This is a genomic window from Prochlorococcus marinus str. MIT 9314 (assembly GCF_000760035.1).
Taxonomy (GTDB): Bacteria; Cyanobacteriota; Cyanobacteriia; order PCC-6307; family Cyanobiaceae; genus Prochlorococcus_A; species Prochlorococcus_A marinus_B.
The window spans coordinates 91,252-108,111 of the sequence record NZ_JNAO01000010.1; the positions used below are offsets into that span (position 1 = coordinate 91,252).

At 30.6% G+C, this 16,860-nt stretch carries 24 protein-coding genes and 1 tRNA gene; 11 read left to right on the forward strand and 14 right to left on the reverse strand.

What is annotated here, in order from left to right; translation table 11 throughout:
* Complete coding sequence (locus EU98_RS03840; protein WP_032515864.1) at window positions 1–783, reverse strand: response regulator transcription factor; 783 nt, start codon at window positions 781–783, stop codon at window positions 1–3.
* 404 nt (window positions 784–1,187) lie between these two features.
* On the opposite strand from EU98_RS03840, the gene EU98_RS03835 reads away from it, so the two are divergent.
* Window positions 1,188–1,547 carry a DUF7326 family protein gene (locus tag EU98_RS03835; RefSeq protein ID WP_032515912.1) on the forward strand — a complete coding sequence of 120 codons (360 nt, stop codon included), beginning with the start codon at window positions 1,188–1,190 and terminating at the stop codon, window positions 1,545–1,547.
* 330 nt (window positions 1,548–1,877) lie between these two features.
* Here the strand turns inward: EU98_RS03835 and EU98_RS03830 are convergent.
* The 3 genes from EU98_RS03830 to EU98_RS03820 all read right to left on the reverse strand — a co-directional run bounded on the left by EU98_RS03830 (window position 1,878) and on the right by EU98_RS03820 (window position 2,954).
* Window positions 1,878–1,949: transfer RNA gene (locus tag EU98_RS03830), tRNA-Asn, on the reverse strand.
* A 49-nt stretch (window positions 1,950–1,998) separates the two neighbouring features.
* Window positions 1,999–2,673, reverse strand: coding sequence for an ABC transporter ATP-binding protein (locus EU98_RS03825; protein WP_032515914.1), 675 nt, complete (start codon window positions 2,671–2,673; stop codon window positions 1,999–2,001).
* Between the two features lie 8 nt (window positions 2,674–2,681).
* Window positions 2,682–2,954 (reverse strand): hypothetical protein, encoded by a 273-nt coding sequence (locus EU98_RS03820; protein ID WP_032515865.1) that lies wholly within the window; start codon window positions 2,952–2,954, stop codon window positions 2,682–2,684.
* Between the two features lie 153 nt (window positions 2,955–3,107).
* On the opposite strand from EU98_RS03820, the gene cysK reads away from it, so the two are divergent.
* Entirely contained in the window at window positions 3,108–4,076 is a 969-nt protein-coding gene (cysK, locus tag EU98_RS03815; protein WP_032515866.1) for a cysteine synthase A, read from the forward strand.
* 16 nt (window positions 4,077–4,092) lie between these two features.
* Complete coding sequence (locus tag EU98_RS03810) at window positions 4,093–4,770, forward strand: J domain-containing protein (protein ID WP_032515867.1); 678 nt, start codon at window positions 4,093–4,095, stop codon at window positions 4,768–4,770.
* 10 nt (window positions 4,771–4,780) lie between these two features.
* Here the strand turns inward: EU98_RS03810 and EU98_RS03805 are convergent, their stop codons facing one another.
* Window positions 4,781–5,017, reverse strand: coding sequence for an NAD(P)H-quinone oxidoreductase subunit O (locus tag EU98_RS03805; protein WP_032515868.1), 237 nt, complete (start codon window positions 5,015–5,017; stop codon window positions 4,781–4,783).
* A gap of 135 nt (window positions 5,018–5,152) precedes the next feature.
* Here EU98_RS03805 and EU98_RS0108960 point away from each other — a divergent pair, with 135 nt between their 5' ends.
* A complete protein-coding gene (locus tag EU98_RS0108960) occupies window positions 5,153–6,079 on the forward strand; it encodes a TIGR01777 family oxidoreductase (RefSeq protein ID WP_032515869.1) in 927 nt (308 codons plus the stop codon).
* On the opposite strand, the gene EU98_RS10095 is transcribed toward EU98_RS0108960, so the two are convergent.
* The 4 genes from EU98_RS10095 to EU98_RS03790 are packed head-to-tail and all read right to left on the reverse strand — an operon-like array spanning window position 6,030 to window position 8,323.
* Window positions 6,030–6,299 carry a hypothetical protein gene (locus tag EU98_RS10095; protein ID WP_072165456.1) on the reverse strand — a complete coding sequence of 90 codons (270 nt, stop codon included), beginning with the start codon at window positions 6,297–6,299 and terminating at the stop codon, window positions 6,030–6,032. The genes EU98_RS0108960 and EU98_RS10095 overlap by 50 nt on opposite strands.
* On the reverse strand, window positions 6,292–7,494 hold the full coding sequence (locus tag EU98_RS03800; RefSeq protein ID WP_032515870.1) for a lipid-A-disaccharide synthase-related protein: 1,203 nt from the start codon (window positions 7,492–7,494) through the stop codon (window positions 6,292–6,294). Before EU98_RS03800 ends, EU98_RS10095 begins: the two co-directional genes overlap by 8 nt.
* Window position 7,495: 1 nt before the next feature.
* On the reverse strand, window positions 7,496–7,924 hold the full coding sequence (locus tag EU98_RS03795; protein WP_032515871.1) for a tetratricopeptide repeat protein: 429 nt from the start codon (window positions 7,922–7,924) through the stop codon (window positions 7,496–7,498).
* Between the two features lie 6 nt (window positions 7,925–7,930).
* Window positions 7,931–8,323 (reverse strand): HesB/IscA family protein, encoded by a 393-nt coding sequence (locus EU98_RS03790; RefSeq protein ID WP_032515872.1) that lies wholly within the window; start codon window positions 8,321–8,323, stop codon window positions 7,931–7,933.
* A 99-nt stretch (window positions 8,324–8,422) separates the two neighbouring features.
* On the opposite strand from EU98_RS03790, the gene zds reads away from it, so the two are divergent.
* Both zds and EU98_RS03780 read left to right on the forward strand, forming a co-directional pair.
* Window positions 8,423–9,877: a 9,9'-di-cis-zeta-carotene desaturase gene (gene zds / locus EU98_RS03785; RefSeq protein ID WP_032515874.1), complete on the forward strand. Its 1,455-nt coding sequence runs from the start codon at window positions 8,423–8,425 to the stop codon at window positions 9,875–9,877.
* 3 nt (window positions 9,878–9,880) lie between these two features.
* Window positions 9,881–10,351 (forward strand): SRPBCC family protein, encoded by a 471-nt coding sequence (locus tag EU98_RS03780; protein WP_032515877.1) that lies wholly within the window; start codon window positions 9,881–9,883, stop codon window positions 10,349–10,351.
* Here EU98_RS03780 and EU98_RS03775 read toward each other — a convergent pair.
* From EU98_RS03775 to EU98_RS03765, 3 genes are read right to left on the reverse strand one after another with little or no spacing between them, the layout of a single operon-like run.
* A complete protein-coding gene (locus EU98_RS03775) occupies window positions 10,344–11,141 on the reverse strand; it encodes a uroporphyrinogen-III synthase (RefSeq protein WP_032515916.1) in 798 nt (265 codons plus the stop codon). The two genes, EU98_RS03780 and EU98_RS03775, sit on opposite strands and share 8 nt — an antisense overlap.
* Window positions 11,128–11,520, reverse strand: a complete 393-nt coding sequence (gene rbfA / locus EU98_RS03770; RefSeq protein WP_032515878.1) for a 30S ribosome-binding factor RbfA — start codon at window positions 11,518–11,520, stop codon at window positions 11,128–11,130. Before rbfA ends, EU98_RS03775 begins: the two co-directional genes overlap by 14 nt.
* Entirely contained in the window at window positions 11,520–11,729 is a 210-nt protein-coding gene (locus tag EU98_RS03765; RefSeq protein WP_032515879.1) for a DUF751 family protein, read from the reverse strand. Before EU98_RS03765 ends, rbfA begins: the two co-directional genes overlap by 1 nt.
* Before the next feature lie 54 nt (window positions 11,730–11,783).
* Here EU98_RS03765 and EU98_RS03760 point away from each other — a divergent pair, with 54 nt between their 5' ends.
* A complete protein-coding gene (locus EU98_RS03760; protein WP_032515880.1) occupies window positions 11,784–12,509 on the forward strand; it encodes a glutathione S-transferase family protein in 726 nt (241 codons plus the stop codon).
* On the opposite strand, the gene EU98_RS03755 is transcribed toward EU98_RS03760, so the two are convergent.
* Window positions 12,496–13,203 (reverse strand): DUF6816 family protein, encoded by a 708-nt coding sequence (locus EU98_RS03755; RefSeq protein ID WP_080725815.1) that lies wholly within the window; start codon window positions 13,201–13,203, stop codon window positions 12,496–12,498. The two genes, EU98_RS03760 and EU98_RS03755, sit on opposite strands and share 14 nt — an antisense overlap.
* Before the next feature lies 1 nt (window position 13,204).
* Here EU98_RS03755 and EU98_RS03750 point away from each other — a divergent pair, with 1 nt between their 5' ends.
* Complete coding sequence (locus EU98_RS03750; RefSeq protein WP_011375677.1) at window positions 13,205–13,462, forward strand: chlororespiratory reduction protein 7; 258 nt, start codon at window positions 13,205–13,207, stop codon at window positions 13,460–13,462.
* Here EU98_RS03750 and EU98_RS03745 read toward each other — a convergent pair.
* Window positions 13,459–14,016 (reverse strand): shikimate kinase, encoded by a 558-nt coding sequence (locus tag EU98_RS03745; RefSeq protein WP_032515882.1) that lies wholly within the window; start codon window positions 14,014–14,016, stop codon window positions 13,459–13,461. The two genes, EU98_RS03750 and EU98_RS03745, sit on opposite strands and share 4 nt — an antisense overlap.
* Window positions 14,017–14,066: 50 nt before the next feature.
* Between EU98_RS03745 and EU98_RS03740 the strand changes: the two genes are divergently transcribed.
* Genes EU98_RS03740 through EU98_RS03730 form a run of 3 tightly spaced genes read left to right on the forward strand, consistent with a single transcriptional unit; the run spans window position 14,067 to window position 16,812 of the window.
* Window positions 14,067–14,993: a 6-pyruvoyl trahydropterin synthase family protein gene (locus EU98_RS03740; RefSeq protein ID WP_032515883.1), complete on the forward strand. Its 927-nt coding sequence runs from the start codon at window positions 14,067–14,069 to the stop codon at window positions 14,991–14,993.
* Window positions 14,990–15,640, forward strand: a complete 651-nt coding sequence (locus EU98_RS03735) for a dihydrofolate reductase family protein (protein ID WP_032515884.1) — start codon at window positions 14,990–14,992, stop codon at window positions 15,638–15,640. The genes EU98_RS03740 and EU98_RS03735 overlap by 4 nt, the downstream gene beginning before the upstream one ends.
* Before the next feature lie 17 nt (window positions 15,641–15,657).
* Entirely contained in the window at window positions 15,658–16,812 is a 1,155-nt protein-coding gene (locus tag EU98_RS03730; protein WP_032515885.1) for a peptidogalycan biosysnthesis protein, read from the forward strand.
* Window positions 16,813–16,860: the final 48 nt, after the last annotated feature.

Sequence of the window (16,860 nt, forward strand, 5' to 3'; positions counted from 1 at the left end):
TTAATCTACTGCAGAATTTATCAAGTCAGGATTTCTTGCTTGAATGAACTCTTGCCTAGCAGTTTCCACTTGAGAACCAATAGGTAACTCAAGACAATATCCAGCACCGTATACAGTTTTTATATAAGTAGGTTTGCGTGGATCGGGTTCAAGTTTAGTGCGTAAGTGTCTAATATGAACTCTTATGGTCTCAATATCATCATCAGGTTCATATCCCCATACTTCTTTAAGAATTAACGCTGGCGATACGGTTTGACCATGTCTCTGCAAAAGACAATGAAGAAGTTCAAATTCAAGATGTGTTAACCTTACTGGAGATTCAAACCATATAGCTTCAAATCTTTCCGGAACAAGAGTTAAAGGGCCATAATTTAATATTTCTTGCTGGTTACTAGAATTTAATTGTGCTCTATTAGTTCTTCTTAATAAAGCTTTTATGCGTACATATAATTCTTCTAAATCAAATGGTTTTGTAATGTAATCATCTGCTCCAGAATTAAACCCAGTAACTTTATCTTTAAGGCCACCTAACGCAGTTATCATCAAAATTGGTATATTTGATGTTCTTTCATCTCTTCTTAGTCGCTGGCATAAAGTTAAACCATCAACATTTGGTAGCATTAAATCTAAAAGTATTAAATCTGGTGAATATTGAAGAGCTAATGCTTGTCCTTTAATTCCATCTTCAGCTTTTTGAACATCGAAACCTGAATGTTCTAAATGCCTAGCCACTAAATCCCGCATATCACGATCGTCTTCAATTAAAAGGATTGAAATTTTCATATTTATAAACTATTAAATTAAAATTAAGTTTTGGTATAGTAATTCTCTCAAGAATTTATGAAGATTGCTGAATAACTGTAAACAATTTTATCAATTAGATTTATCAAATAACATAGCGATAGCAATGATTTAGATAGAAATTTCGAATTTTTAAAAAGTTGAAATTTTAGAATTTCTTTCGATTTTATTTACTTTTTCTTAATAATCAGATGATTATTTAGAAACAAGTAATGATTCAGATTGAAAGAATATCTTATTCAGATTGGCTTTATAAGGTTTAGAAAAATTGAATAAGATGGAGATTTTCAGCTTTAAAATGGGAAATAACTAAGTTTAAAATTTTTAATTTTTCCAAAATGTTATAACTCACAATTTTGATTATATTTAAAAAAATTTCAGTACCTATGAAAAAGAAATCTATTATTTATTCTGATTTATCAAAAAAACAACTAGAAATTCTTAAAGAACTTTACATACAAAAGAAAGTTGAATCGATGAGTCATCAAGAACTTAAACAATATGTATTAGAAATTATTGCTCATCAGATAAACGATACTATTGGCAAAGAAGAGGAAATGGAAGCATGGAGAGAAATGTCAGATTTTTTTGGAGAACAATTTGAAATAAATATCTTAGAAATACAAAAAAAATACATTAACGATAAAAACGTAATTCAAACAGAAATAGACTCTCAGCAGCAAAGAATAGAATTACTTGAAAGGAATAATTTAGATCAAGAGAAAAAGGATATGTGGGATGACTAGAATTTCCTGAACAAAATAGTAATTCAAACGATTTAACAGAAATATATCTCAATTTTAAAAATGACAATCAATCAACGAGCTTTTTCCATTTTTGTGGAAAATTCAGTAAATGTTACAAATACTGTTATTAAAAAAACAATTTTTAAACCTTTAAATAAAATAAATTAGACTGAATTTGATTTTTACTAATGTTCTATATACTGTTCTTAATACTATATCAAATATAGCTGATAATATCTTCGGCAAACCACTATTTAAAAAAAAGAGATCAAAGCAATAAAAAAGTCACTTTTTTAGGGTGACTTTGGATAACTTTTTAGAATTTATAAACTCCCCGGGCGGGATTCGAACCTGCGACCAATCGATTAACAGTCGATCGCTCTACCGCTGAGCTACCGAGGAATATAAAATGAATTTAGCTCTTTAAAGTACCTTATGACAAGTACAGGAGTTAATTGTATTGAAATTTTGATGGTTCGTGCCAACCAGATAAAAAACCATTTTTCAACTCTGCAACTGCATCAGCATAAGTTAATTCTTCATAACGATGAGTAATCCAAAAAGCTGATAAAGGTTTTTGAAGGTCACTTGTAAGATTTTTAATAGTTTGTAAAACTTTTAATTGGCTGGTTTGATCTAGTAATGCTGTAGGCTCATCTAAAAGAATAAAGTTTCTGTTGCTAATCAGAGCGCATGCAATGGTTAACCGTTGTTTTTGTCCACCGCTCAAGGTATGAACTGGCCTTTTTTCAAAACCAGTCATTCCTACCTGATTAAGAACATATTCAATTTTTTTATTAGTTTCATGTTGACTTATATTCTGATTAACATTAAGCAGAAGTTCACTCCTACAATTAGGCATCAATATTTGATGATCAGGGTTTTGAAACACCATGCCAATATTTGCATTAGAGTAAATGAAACCGTTTTGGGGTTTGATTATTCCATTAATTAATTTTAAAAGAGTACTTTTTCCGCTCCCGTTTTTACCTACGACCATCCAAAAACCAGGCTTTTTTATTGAGAAGTTACATTGAAAAATTAATTTTTTTTTGTCTCCAGGGTATGAAAAAGAAACATCTTTGAATTTTATATAAGGTATTTCATTTTCAAAGCAATCTCGCATTAATTCTATCAATCTATGTTAAGAGAAAATCCTGGTCTTTTAGCTCCTCCTGCTACTGAAGATTTTTCATATATCTGAACAGAAATAATTTCTTTAGCTCTTACAGCAATTAATTTATCTTGCACTTTGTCACACCTTAATTCGATCAAGATTGAGGATTCCAAAGTTTCGTTCATAGAAGTTTTTATTTCATCATAAATTCGTTGAACATCATCAAATTCTTTTTTCTGAATTGAAAGTGGAAAAGGTGAATATCTCAGACTTAGTTCCAGAGAATACATAATAATTTCAAAACTACCTTTTATAATAGTAAATTTTTTTTATGCAGAAAGTTATTTTAAATTAAATTCTTTTGAGAAAATTTTATAAAAGATCTATAAATACATTTATCATGTATTTAGGAGATTGTATTTTTAAATTTAAAAAATCATTTCATGGAAATAGCAAATGATATAACTTCTCTTGTTGGAAATACCCCGTTAGTTAAATTAAATCGAATAAGAAAGCATTTTAATTGCTATCCAGAAATAATAGCCAAACTAGAAAGTTTCAATCCATCAGCTTCCGTTAAGGATCGCATCGCTTATTCAATGTTATGTAAAGCAGAAGAAGACGGATTGATAAAACCAGATAAAACAACGTTGATTGAAGCTACAAGTGGGAACACGGGCATCGCATTAGCAATGGTTGCTGCAGCAAAAGGGTATAAATTGATATTAACTATGCCGGATACGATGAGTATTGAGAGGAGGGCAATGTTGAGAGCATATGGAGCTGAATTACAGTTAACGCCTGGGAAAGAAGGAATGAAAGGAGCTTTAGATTTAGCTAATGAGCTATCTTCAACCATTGCAAATAGTTATCAATTTAATCAATTTGAAAACTTTGCTAATCCAGATATTCATGAAAGAACAACGGCACAAGAAATATGGTCTCAATCTAATAACAATTTAGATGGACTAGTTACAGGAGTAGGAACAGGAGGAACAATCACTGGTTGCGCACGTTTCTTGAAAAAAGTTAATCCTAATTGCAAAATTTATGCTGTAGAGCCCAAAAAAAGTGCTGTTATTTCTGGAAAAAAAGCAGGATCTCATTCGATTCAAGGTATAGGAGCAGGTTTCGTGCCGAAAGTACTTGATACTAAATTAATTGATGAAATTATAAAAATAGATGACGATGAAGCATTTTATTATGGGCGTTTATTAGCTCGATTGGAAGGCCTTTTATCTGGCATCAGTAGCGGTGCAGCTCTTGCAGCAACTATTAAAATCGGTGAAAGGAAAGAACTAACTAACAAAAGATTGATAGTTATTCTTCCAAGTTTTGGTGAAAGATATTTATCAACAGCAATGTTTGAATCTAATACTTCAATTCAAGCCAGAAAAGATGGTTATCTTTAATACATAATTTATAAAAATGGAAAAAAATTTATATGAAGAATTAGGCCTTAAAAAAAATGCAACCAGAAGTGAAATCAAATCTTCATATCGCTCTTTAGTAAAGCAACATCATCCTGATAAGGGGGGGGAAAAAGAACGATTTCTTGCAATACAAAATGCCTGGGAGACCCTAAATGACCCTATCAAAAAAGAACAATATGATAAAAGTTTTATCTCTTCCAGTTCATCATTTGATTCTTTAAATGAAAATTGGGAAAAAAAAATTAATTCAAAAAAATATAATTCGTCAGTTAAAGACAAAGAAGTTGAAACATGGATTAAAGAAAGTTTCACTCCAATCAATAGATTAATTAGTCAAATAATTAAACCTTTGAACAACGAAATAAAAGAACTATCTGCGGATCCATATGATGACCAACTAATGGAAAATTTCTGCAGTTACATAAATCTTTCGCAAAAGAAAATAGAAAAAGTTGAAAAAATTTATAACAAAAAAATAGTTCCAAAGTCTATTTCAGCTTTAGGCCTAGATCTTTATCATTGTTTTTCACAAGTTAAAGAGGCACTATCAGAATTTGATAGATATACACAGGGATATGTAGATAATTACTTATTTGATGGTAAGGAAATGATCAAAGAAGCAAAAAGGATCCAATCAAAGATGTCTAAAGAGAAAAAAAATAAAAACTTTTAGATACAAAACTTTATTGCAAATATTCTTTAAGTTGTTCTAATTTCAACCAAACATCTGGAACAGGTCTGCGCCACCTAATCTGAGCATATTCGTCTTTGACTGAGAGAATTTCTCCAGGACCTTCAAACACATAATTAGGTAAATCGTAATCACTAGCTAAAGCCTCGATACTTTTTATATAATTTTCTTTATCGACAAAAACTAAACTTCCTTTCTTGAGAGGTTTCTTTGGAATAGAATCTGTCATAATAAATTCAAGGAAGTTATTTGAAATTTATTATACAAAAACTTTTTTGAAAAATATTGAAAAAAATTTATACCGGAATAATAATTACAAACGTCTAAAAAATTTTATAGTCTTAAATGATAAACTTAATATTATATGCGTCTTTTACTACTTGGCTGCACTGGATTTGTTGGGAAAGAATTAGTTCCAACACTACTCAATGAAAATCACGAAATAAACATTGTCAGTAGAAAACCCATTAGTAAATTAAAGGTTGATTTAGATTTCAATAAGTTTAAGTTTTTTCAAATAGATTTATCAAAAGAAAAAAACTGGAATAACGAAAATCTTCTAAATATTTTAAGAGATACCGATGGAATTATTAACCTGATGGGAGAACCCATAGCAGAAAAAAAATGGACTTCAGAACAAAAACAGGAGATTGAAAATAGTCGTATTAACACCACAACATTTATGATGAAGACCCTTAAAAATTTAAAAATAAACCCGAAAGTCATTATAAATGGATCAGCAATAGGTTATTACGGCACAAGTTTATCTGCTGAATTCAATGAAAATAGTATTGGAGGAAAAGACTTTTTAGCTAATCTTTGCAAAAAATGGGAAGCGGTCGCTGCTGAAAAACCATTTTTCTCAAGGTTAGTTATTTTTAGAATTGGAATAGTTCTAGAGGCAGATGGAGGAGCATTAGGAAAAATGCTCCCTATATTTAAAGTTGGATTAGGTGGACCAATTGGAGATGGTAAGCAATGGATGAGTTGGATTCATAGAACTGATTTATGTACATTAATTACTCAAGCATTAGTTGATAAAAAGTATTCGGGAGTATTTAATGCTGTTGCACCAAATCCAGTATTAATGAGAGAATTTTCTCAGACTTTAGGCAAATGTCTGAATAGACCTAATTTACTTCCAGTGCCTGGTGCGGTTTTAAAATTATTGTTAGGAGATGGAGCAAAAGTCGTATTGGAAGGACAAAAAGTAATAAGCAGTAAACTAAAAAATTATACTTTTAAATATCCTCTTCTTGAGAAAGCAATTTACGCCTCCACCAAGAATTAATACCGTTTACTAAAGCACCAATAATAAGAATTGTTATCAATGGGACTACAAGAGGATTCCAAACTATCTGAATAAAATTAATAAAAATAAATATGCCATTAAATTGCATGATGATTGCAAAAATAAAAAATATTGCAAAAAAAATGACTGTAAATAAATTTATTAATAACAAATTATCGATAATTTGTTTTAACTTATTTTGATTACTCTCCTTAGTCATTTTTTACAACAATATTCATGTCATCAACAATTTTAAGACAAGCTTTGTTTTCACCCAGTCTTTTTTTAGCATTTTCATTACATGAGATCATAAACTTCTTATTCAGCTGTATAAGGTATATTATTTTTATGATCAATTTTATTGTCTGATTGATTTGATCATTCTTATCTTTATAATTAGTGGCACAAAAAACATATTTTCCAAGCAAACGTCTTTGCGCTTCTGCAAAAGTTCTTGTAAATTGTGGACCTTTACCTTCAATCTGAATAACCGGTTTTCCTAAACCAATCGCTTGTTCTGCTGCTGTTCCTGCCATGCTGATACAGCATCTACTTTTCAATAATATTTTGTCAAAATTATTCCAATATATATTCACTTCTAAAAATTTATATTGGAATTTCAAGAGATTATTTTTTTTTATATTTTCTATTTTTAACCATCCTCTTTTTTGAAATATCTCCTTTATTTTTAATGAAGATAGAGCATTAACTATTGCAAAATTAAACTGAATTTTTTGGAAATATCTTAAATCTGACAATGACTCTAATACCTCTAAAATAAAAACAAAATTATCTAAAATCTCAGGGAATCTACTTCCTGGAAATAATCCAATACTAAATTCAGCTTTATTTAATTCTTTGTTTCTAGGAAAAAACTTATCCATAAATGGGTTGCCTAAAAAAGACACTTTCTTTTTTAATTGCAATGTTAAATCATTAGCTGTAAGGGAATCTCTCGTATATATTTTTTTTGCTTTTTGTGAGAGCAAGAAAAATTTAGAAGGCCATGGTAATTTCAACTTCCCTTCATAATGGCTGGAATAAGCAACAAGATATGTAAAAAAATCTTTCTTACAAACCCATGCAAAAAAAACTGGCACAATATCTCCAACTACAAAAAAATAATCGTATTTTTTTCTTATTTTAAAAGTTAAATATAATCTTTTTAAGACATAAAATATTTCTCCTCCTAATATCTCAGTAAGTCTTCCCTTGAAAGAATTATAGCCAATGCCTCCAGTTCTAAATTCTTTAGTTTTACCGATAATCTTAATTTGTTCTTTCTCGTAATGGTTTCCCATACCAACAATTGGCAAAGCATGAACAGAATAACCACTTTTTACGAATTGTTTAGCTATTAAACTGCCAGATAGATCTTCTCCATGCCCATTACTCAATATTAAAATATTTAACAATTTAAAATTCCAACCATTTTTTTACTTTGGTTAACTCAGGCCAATCTGGATATCTACTTAATCCGTCTTCAACAGATTCTTTCAACTCACTTTTCACATCTGGCATCATCATAGACATTTTTTTTATTAACTCAATATGATCCCTAACACCTTTATTATTGGTAGCCAAAAGAGCTAAAGACAAATTCATTCTTGCTTGTGGATCTTGCTGATTTAATCGAACAGCTTGTCTGGCAGCTGACAAAGCTTCTTCATTATTTTTCAAAAGTAATTGCAGCCATGATAAACAAGTCCAAGCAGCAAAATGATTTGGGATTTGCTGTATAATATTTCGAAAATCTTGAACGATTGGAATTAAATCTTGCCCTGCCTTATATCTTGATAAAGCTGCATTAAAATCCTCTTCGATGGGATTAATTTCGTTATTCATTATTTATTAAACTGCAAAGGAGCTTCCACAACCACAAGTTTGAGAGGCATTGGGATTTACAAAATTAAAGCCACCTCCAATTAATTCCTTACTAAAATCTAACTGCATTCCATAAATATATAAAAGACTTTTAGGGTCACAAACCACTTGAAAGCTTTGATCAGCTTTTAATGAATAATCATACACTTTATCATCGGGATTTATTTCATCAGTTCCTATAAAATCCATCGTATAACTCATTCCACTACAACCGCCTGATCGTACTCCTACCCTTAGTGCTTTTTTATCACTTTGGCCCTTCAATAAATTTGAAATTTGTTCTATAGCATCTTTAGTAATTAAGATACCTTTGCCATCATCAGAATTTTTAATTTCCTGTTTAACTTCTACATTTTCCATAAACAAAGGATTTCTACTATTTATAATATAAAAACTTAATCGATAGGATGCATAGAACAAACATTATCCAAACTTGATTTGTTATAATTCTAAGAAAAAGTGAAAATTGCAATAGTTGGTTCTGGATTAGCTGGTCTTACAGCAGCAGTCAATTTAGTTGATGAGGGTCACGAAGTAGAAATTTTCGAGAGCAGATCGTTTTGGGGAGGTAAAGTTGGAAGTTGGGAAGATAAGGATGGCAACCACATAGAAATGGGTTTACATGTATTTTTTTACAATTATGCAAATCTTTTTAAATTAATGAAAAAAGTGGGAGCTCTAGACAATTTACTACCGAAAGATCATACTCATCTATTTATTAATAATGGTGGTAATTTAAAATCTTTAGACTTCAGATTCCCTTTAGGTGCACCATTTAACGGACTTAAAGCTTTTTTTACCACCGAACAACTTACTTGGGTAGATAAGTTCAGAAATGCCTTAGCTTTAGGGACAAGCCCAATCGTTAGAGGATTGATAGACTATGAAGGCGCAATGAAAATAATTAGAGATCTAGATAAAATTAGTTTTAAAGAATGGTTTTTAAACCATGGTGGAAGTGAAAAAAGCTTAGAAAGAATGTGGGATCCTATCGCATACGCTTTAGGTTTTATTAATTGCAAAGATATTTCAGCAAGATGCATGCTAACTATATTTATGATGTTTGCTTCAAAAACAGAAGCCTCAAAACTTAATCTTTTAAAAGGTTCTCCGCATAAGTGGTTAACTCAACCTATTGTCGACTACATCACAAACAAAGGAGCAAAAATACATCTAAACCATAAGGTAGAAGAAATCATTTATGAAAAGGAATCTTCCTCCTATTCAGTAAATCAATTAAAAATATCTTCTCCTGCAGGAATTAAGGCAGTGTTTGCAGATAAATTTCTAGCTGCCTGTGATGTTCCTGGAATAAAAAAAATAATTCCAAAAGAATGGTATCAATTTAAAGAGTTTGAAGGTTTAAAAAAACTTAGAGCTGTAGCTGTTGCCACAATCCAATTAAGATATAACGGTTGGGTTACTGAATTAGAAAAAGATAATACTGGAAACGAACCAATTGGACTAAATAACCTTCTTTATTCTGCTGATGCCTCTTTCAGTTGTTTTGCTGATTTAGCACTAGCAAGTCCAGCAGACTATAGAAAAAAAGATATGGGATCGCTTCTCCAATGTGTTTTGACTCCTGGCGATAGATGGATGGGAAGATCCACAGAAAGAATTACAAAAGAAATAGATAAAGAGGTGCGCCGTCTATTCCCATCCTCAAAAAACCTTAAATTGCTTTGGAGTAACGTGGTACAAATTCCACAATCACTCTATAGAGAAGCTCCCGGTATGGAACCTTTCAGACCTGATCAAAAAACATCTATATCTAATTTCTTCATGGCTGGTAGTTATACAAAACAAGATTATATAGACTCTATGGAGGGAGCTACAATGAGTGGTCATTTAGCTGCTGCCGCAATTTTAGAGAAGAAAGCCGAATTAGCAAAAAATCTTGCAGTAAGTTAATTCATGGGTACTTGGCTCAAACATGACGTAATAACAGTTGTTAATGCGCCTCTTGAAAATGTATGGGATACATGGAGTGATTTAGACTCAATGTCACTTTGGATGAGCTGGATTGAATCTGTCAAAACAGTTGACGAAGAAACTAATACGTTACCAGATTTAACAGAATGGACTTTAGCAGCAAATGGCTTTAGGTTTAAATGGAAAGCTCAAATTACAGAAAGGGTTGAAAAAAGCAAACTTAAATGGAAATCAATAGGAGGTTTACCAACTGAGGGATCAGTAGTTTTCGAAAGTAAAACTGATCAAATCACAACGGTTAATTTAGCCATAACTTATGAACTACCAAAAATGATTGCTCGGTTTATGGAAGAAAATATTTTAGGAAAAATGGTTACAAACGAATTACAGGCCAATATCGATAGGTTCAAAGATTTAGTTGAAAAGAACTATACAAAAAATTTTTCTAATTAAAAATATTAATTGCTACTTCTAGTAGTCCTTCAAAAGTATATTTTTGTGCCTGACTATCAACTCTTCCAAAAACCTCGTTACATATTTTTGTTGTCTGAGGTCCAATAGTTAATAACTTAATTTGATCAAAATATTCTAACCATTTTTTACCAAGTTTTTTTTCTAGTAAAAAAGCAGCATTTACTACGGTCTTACCGCTTGAGAAAATAATTGCATCGACTTTTCGATTAGAAATAATATTAATTGTTTCTTCCGGAATTGATTCAGGACATCTAGTTTCATATGCAGCAACCTCAAATACACGAGAACCAGCCTTTCTAAATTGATCTGCAATTAAATCCCTACCACCTGTTTGAACTCTTGGTATAAAAACTCGAAGTCCATAACCAGATACTGGGAAATTATCAATTAAACTTTCAGCAACAAATTCTGGAGGTATAAAATCAGCCTTAATCCCAAAATCATCAAGAGTTTTTGAGGTTTTTTCTCCGACTACGGCGATTTTTGTTTTTTTAGAACATTCTTTTAATGAACTATTAAAGTATCTCAGTCTTTTATCCACAAATTTGATCCCATTACTACTGGAAAAAATAATCCAATGAAAATCATTTATTTGATTTAATGCTTCGTCAAGAGGATTCAAATCATCAGGATCAGCAATACTTATTGCAGGTAAATCAAATACATTAGCGCCCTTGCTTATGAATATCTTTTTTATATCCAAAATCCCTTCTTTTGATCGAGTAATAATTATATTTCTTTGATCAAGGGGTAGATCAACTTTTGGCATCCTTGTCCTCAACATTATGATATTGATTTTTATTTTTTAATTCATCGAGAAGTTTCAAGACTGATAATCCTTTATCAAGAACAACATCGTCTTTAAAAATTATCTCTGGAACTCTTCTCATCTCAATTCTTTTTCCTAAACTATGCCTTATAAAGCTTTTAGCAGTATTCAAGTTTTCAACAATCTCTTTCCTCACTTTCTCTTGAGCAGTTGAAGTTATGTAAATTTTACAGTGTTGCAAATCACCTGATAAATCAATCTTAGAAATATTGACGAAATGATCTCTAATAAGATCATTTTCTAAATCATTCTGCAAAATAAGGGTTATTTCTTTCTTCAAAAGAGAAGAAACTTTTGCAAGACGGTAATTATTTGGCATTATGATTGTAAATTTATTGGGTTTGTCATCGCTTGCAAGACAAAGTAAACAGTTATGAAAGCACTTAAGACAGAAGATATCAATCCCACTATCGTGAGAGGATTTGATCTATTCTTGAATAAAGGTTCAAGCAAAGCAACAAGTCCCCCAACAATGATAGATATCAAATACTTTGGATATCTCGCAACATTTGAGAAAAATTCGCCCATCAGCTCCACAAATAGATTAATTTTTTAGCTAAGTTTTAACAAACATTAAACAGCATGATTACATTATATCAATTTAGGCATAGTGCTTTTTGTTTAAAAACAAGAATGGCTCTTCATGCAAAAAAACTACAATATCGAGTTGAAGAAGTAACACCTGGTATAGGCCAATTTGAAATCTTTAAATTATCAGGTCAAAAACAAGTACCTGTAATAGTCGATAGTAATGATCAAGTTATTAATGACTCTTCAACTATTTGCGAATATATAGATAAAAAAAATAATAACAATCCACTTTTTCCTGAGGACCCAATATTATTTGCACAATGCAAAATAATTGAAGACTGGGCAGATACTACAATGGCTTCGACTTGTAGAAAAGCTTTAATAAAATCTGCAATAGAAAATCCACAGCTAAGAACCGCATTACTTCCAAATGAAATACCTTCTTCAGTTAAAAGTATTGTTGATAAATTACCATTTGAAAATCTTAGTAAAATTTCTAATGTAGTTTTGTCTTCTAAAGATAGTTTAGAACTCCAAAAATTACTGGAAGCTTTATCAAAATCCTTAATCAACAAGAAATATTTAGTTGGGGATAGTTTATCAATTGCAGATATTTCAATTGCTGCTCAATTATCCCTTCTTAAATTTCCTAAGTCTGCAGGACCAATTCTTTCAGGAGAGGGGAGCCAAGAATACATAAACAACCCTTATTTAGAAAATCTTTTCATTTGGAGGAACAACTTAGAAGAATATCTTTTTAGTGCTAACTCTCAATAAATTCAAAGGTCAATTTATATTTATTTGTTTTTATAGCATGAATAGAAGGATCGCCAACTTTTGAACCATAAGAAGCAACATATTGCACTCCGCAAATCGATGGTTTGATTGAATTATCAACTTCCAATATTTCTTCGGAACATTTTTGAAATTTACTGATGGTCTCTACCTGATTAATCCTTGAAGCACCTGGCTTATGTGCATTTTGTATAACTAGCTCATCTGCGAAAAAAATATCATCATCTTGGATCTGATTTCTTCCTGTTATTCTTGAATCGATATAAAAATCATCTTTTAAATAAGTAATTTGATTATTAATAGATTGAGGATCATTTACAACCTTGATTAAGGTATCACCAAATATTGCTTTTCCAATAGATTCAGAATTTTTTGCACGATTACCAACAACTAAATCTGAATCATTCTTAAAGAAATTTACTTTATAAATAACTGGCTCTTCTGAATCATTAATAATATCTTGAGAAGTAACAAGCCAATTCCCCTCGAACCATTTAGGATAAATTAAATCCTCAGAAGTATCCGACAATTTAAAATTTGGTAAATATAATTCTGGCCATTGATTTACACGATTTTCCAAAAACTCTCGTACATTAGAATCTACAAAAGCAAAAGAACTTTCTAAAAAAATTCCTTGAAAAATCAAGCAAAGAATTAATCCAAGAAGAATCTTCATTATGTCAAATCCACTAATAAGAGCATCAGATCATTATGTATTATTAGAGCCAGATTCAAAAGAAAAAATTGTATCAAAGCAAGAAGCAATTTTATGGTTGAAGAATTGGCTCAGTAAGACAGAAACACAAACAATATATCAAAATATAGAAGATCCTGATCAGGAATTTTTTGAAGAATTATTAGAAAGTACTTATGAATTAGAAATAAAATTAGGATACGTCATCAAATGGTTTGCAGTAAGAATTGAACCAGATTAACTAATTATTTCTTTATGAATTGCATTAATTATTTTCATAGCGACTTCTTCAATATTTTCCCTTTTTACTTTAATTCTTAAATCTGCTTGAGAATACAAATTTTCTCTAGATTGAAAAATGCTCATATATAAATCATTTAGATTCTTTCCCTGAAGAAGTGGTCTATTTTCAATTTCATTTTTCAATCTTTCAATTGCTATATCTTTGTCGAGATCTATCCAAGCAATTATTCCCTGCCTTAAGATTCCCCAGTTTTCCGATTTGGTTACTATTCCTCCTCCAGTAGAGATTACTAATGAAGGAATTTTGATAGTTTCCTTTAGGCAGCTTGCTTCTAATTCACGGAAATTATTTTCTCCTTCATCATTAAAAATTTGATTAATAGATTTTTTTGCCAATTTCTCTATTAACGAATCTAAATCAATATATTTATACTTCAATAATTCAGCCAGCTTCAAACCAGTTTGTGACTTACCAGAACCCATCATTCCTATTAAAAATATGCTTCTACCCTTTAAAGTATGAACTGTTTTTTTGATAATGAATTGTTCCATAAAGACAAAAGCGTATTTAAAACCTTAAGATAGTATTATCGCAGAAAGTTATGACTTCTACACAATCCAAACCATTACATGGAAAAGGACGTGAATGCGTCATAACTCGACGTGCCTGCTTTAGTTCTAGTCACCGTTATTGGCTTCCTGAAAAAACCCCAGAAGAAAATTTATCTCTTTTTGGAAATTGCAGTATTGCACCAGGTCATGGTCATAATTATGAACTTATTGTTTCAATGGGTGGAGAACTAGACTCTGATGGAATGGTACTTAATCTCTCTGATGTGAAACACTCCATTAAAGATAAGGTTACTGGACAATTAGATTTTCGTTTTTTAAATGACGTCTGGCCTGAATTTAATGTTAGTAATCAAGAAGGTATACTTCCAACAACTGAAGCATTAGTAAAGGTTATTTGGAGTCGTCTAAAGGATGATTTACCTCTTACAAGTCTAAGGCTTTATGAAAACCCAAATTTATGGGCAGATTATTATGGAAAAAACATGGAAGCATTTTTAACAGTACAAACTCATTTTGCGGCTGCTCATAGACTTGCAAAAGAAGAGATTTCCTTTGATGAAAATAAAAAAATCTATGGGAAATGTGCCAGAGTTAATGGACATGGTCATAACTATCTTGTCGATATAACTATAAAAGGAGACATTGATAAAAGAACGGGAATGGTTTGCGACTTATCTGCGCTCCAAGAGATAATTAATGATTTGGTTGTTGAACAATTAGATCATACTTTTCTAAATAAAGACATCGAATTTTTCCAGAATTGTGTTCCAACTGCTGAAAATATAGCTTTATATATTTCTGATATTCTTAAAAATCCAATACTTGAACTTGGTGCAACATTACACAAAATAAGACTCCAAGAGAGCCCAAATAATGCAGCAGAAATTTATGTTGATCAAAAGCTAACTAATTCATTGAAGTTGAAACTTGCAAATAGTTTAGTCTCACAAACTTGAGTATCCCAAGAGTAATAATTGTTATAGCATCTAGTATTGATGGGAGAATTGCATTTCCTGGAGGTGGAGAATCGCATCTTGGAAGCGAAGAAGATAAAAAAATGTTGAATCAACACTTATCAATGGTTGACGCCACCATTTTTGGTTTAGGTACTTTATTAGCTCATCAATCAACTTACCTAATTAAAAATCTCAATGGTAATGACGAAGTAACAATATCAAATAAACAACCAATTTCCATAGTTGCTTCAAATAGCAAAAAATTTAACAGTAATTGGGAATACTTTCGTCAACCAATTAGAAGATGGCTAATTAGCTCAAGTAGGGTTGATAATTCGTCGAATAATGACTTCGAGAAACAACTCTTTTTCGAAGATTCATGGAGTAAAACTTTAATTTCACTTAAAAAACAAGGGATAAATGATCTAGCTCTTTTAGGAGGTGCAAAACTTATAAATTCATTTATAAAAGAGGATCTAATAACAGATATAAAAATTACAATAATTCCACAAATTATTGGAGGTAAATATACATGGATCCCTCCAAAAGAAACAAATGAGATTTTTAATCTCAAAAGACTATGGGAAATAAAATCAATTAAAAATTTAATGAATAATGAAATCCATATTCATTACAAAAAAATTTGAATAAGATTTAATAATAAATGAACCAAAAAATACATAAAGTTGAAGTCAAATTGTCAATCAAGGAAATCTCCAAGGAGATATGGAATGAATTAACAATTGAAATCAATAATCCATTCTATGAATGGACTTGGCTTAAAAACCTTGAAATATCAAAGAGTGTCTCAAGAGAAACTGGTTGGCAACCTCTATATTTTGTTGCTTATAAAAATGAAGAAATAATAGGAATTGCTCCACTTTTTTTAAAAAATCATAGCTATGGAGAATTCATTTTTGATCAATCATTTGCAAGATTGGCTCAAGAGCTGAATTTAAATTATTACCCTAAATTAATTGGAATGAGTCCTTATAGTCCTGTAAATGGATATCAATTTCTTTATAAAAAAAATGAAGATAAGAAAGAAATTACAAATTTACTCATAAACCATATCGAAAGCTTTGCGATTACAAACAAAATTTTAAGTTGTAATTTTTTATACATTGACGAAAGCTGGGGTAACCATCTTAAATCTTTGGGATACCATAAATGGATAAATTCCAGCAGTGAATGGAGGAGAAATGGAGAAAAGACGTTTGATGATTTTCTTTGTAGATTTAACTCTAATCAGAGAAAAAATATCAAAAAAGAGAGGAAATCAATTACTAAACAAGATATAAAAGTAGAAATTTTTAATGAAGATGATATCAACCAAGAAATCCTAAAAAAAATGCATAATTTTTATGAACAGCATTGTTCTAGGTGGGGAGTTTGGGGAAGTAAATATCTAACATCTACATTTTTCGACAAAATTGTTGCTAATAAAAAAAATATTTTACTTTTTAGCGCATCAAAAAATGATTCAAAGGATATTTTGGCTATGTCGATGTGCGTTAAAAATAAAAACAACTTATGGGGTAGATATTGGGGTAGTCAAGAAGAGATATCTAATTTACATTTTGAATTATGCTACTACCAGCCAATTGAATGGGCAATAAAAAATAGTATCCATTTTTTTGATCCTGGAGCGGGTGGTAAACATAAAAGGCGGAGAGGGTTTTTTGCAAAAAGCACCATTAGCTTGCATAAGTGGTTTGACAAAAATATGGAAAATATAATTTATCCTTGGCTAAATGAAGTTAATAAGCAAACTGAGAATGAAATTGAATTTGAGAATAAATCTATACCCTTTAAATAAAAAATTATTTGGCTTTTCTAAAGATTATATTAGTAATATAGTTTTTAT

Coding starts and splice junctions, on each gene's coding strand:
- EU98_RS03775 (WP_032515916.1), bottom strand. CDS start 11,141: ATGCCAAAAGTTGATCTACCCCTTGATCAAAGAAATATAATTATTACT.
- EU98_RS03840 (WP_032515864.1), bottom strand. CDS start 783: ATGAAAATTTCAATCCTTTTAATTGAAGACGATCGTGATATGCGGGAT.
- EU98_RS03790 (WP_032515872.1), bottom strand. CDS start 8,323: ATGGAAAATGTAGAAGTTAAACAGGAAATTAAAAATTCTGATGATGGC.
- rbfA (WP_032515878.1), bottom strand. CDS start 11,520: ATGCCAAATAATTACCGTCTTGCAAAAGTTTCTTCTCTTTTGAAGAAA.
- EU98_RS03740 (WP_032515883.1), top strand. CDS start 14,067: ATGACTTCTACACAATCCAAACCATTACATGGAAAAGGACGTGAATGC.
- EU98_RS03805 (WP_032515868.1), bottom strand. CDS start 5,017: ATGACAGATTCTATTCCAAAGAAACCTCTCAAGAAAGGAAGTTTAGTT.
- EU98_RS03760 (WP_032515880.1), top strand. CDS start 11,784: ATGATTACATTATATCAATTTAGGCATAGTGCTTTTTGTTTAAAAACA.
- EU98_RS03810 (WP_032515867.1), top strand. CDS start 4,093: ATGGAAAAAAATTTATATGAAGAATTAGGCCTTAAAAAAAATGCAACC.
- EU98_RS03820 (WP_032515865.1), bottom strand. CDS start 2,954: ATGTATTCTCTGGAACTAAGTCTGAGATATTCACCTTTTCCACTTTCA.
- EU98_RS03765 (WP_032515879.1), bottom strand. CDS start 11,729: ATGGGCGAATTTTTCTCAAATGTTGCGAGATATCCAAAGTATTTGATA.
- EU98_RS03755 (WP_080725815.1), bottom strand. CDS start 13,203: ATGAAGATTCTTCTTGGATTAATTCTTTGCTTGATTTTTCAAGGAATT.
- EU98_RS03745 (WP_032515882.1), bottom strand. CDS start 14,016: ATGGAACAATTCATTATCAAAAAAACAGTTCATACTTTAAAGGGTAGA.
- cysK (WP_032515866.1), top strand. CDS start 3,108: ATGGAAATAGCAAATGATATAACTTCTCTTGTTGGAAATACCCCGTTA.
- EU98_RS03750 (WP_011375677.1), top strand. CDS start 13,205: ATGTCAAATCCACTAATAAGAGCATCAGATCATTATGTATTATTAGAG.
- EU98_RS03835 (WP_032515912.1), top strand. CDS start 1,188: ATGAAAAAGAAATCTATTATTTATTCTGATTTATCAAAAAAACAACTA.
- EU98_RS03730 (WP_032515885.1), top strand. CDS start 15,658: ATGAACCAAAAAATACATAAAGTTGAAGTCAAATTGTCAATCAAGGAA.
- EU98_RS03795 (WP_032515871.1), bottom strand. CDS start 7,924: ATGAATAACGAAATTAATCCCATCGAAGAGGATTTTAATGCAGCTTTA.
- EU98_RS03780 (WP_032515877.1), top strand. CDS start 9,881: ATGGGTACTTGGCTCAAACATGACGTAATAACAGTTGTTAATGCGCCT.
- EU98_RS10095 (WP_072165456.1), bottom strand. CDS start 6,299: ATGACTAAGGAGAGTAATCAAAATAAGTTAAAACAAATTATCGATAAT.
- EU98_RS0108960 (WP_032515869.1), top strand. CDS start 5,153: ATGCGTCTTTTACTACTTGGCTGCACTGGATTTGTTGGGAAAGAATTA.
- EU98_RS03825 (WP_032515914.1), bottom strand. CDS start 2,673: ATGCGAGATTGCTTTGAAAATGAAATACCTTATATAAAATTCAAAGAT.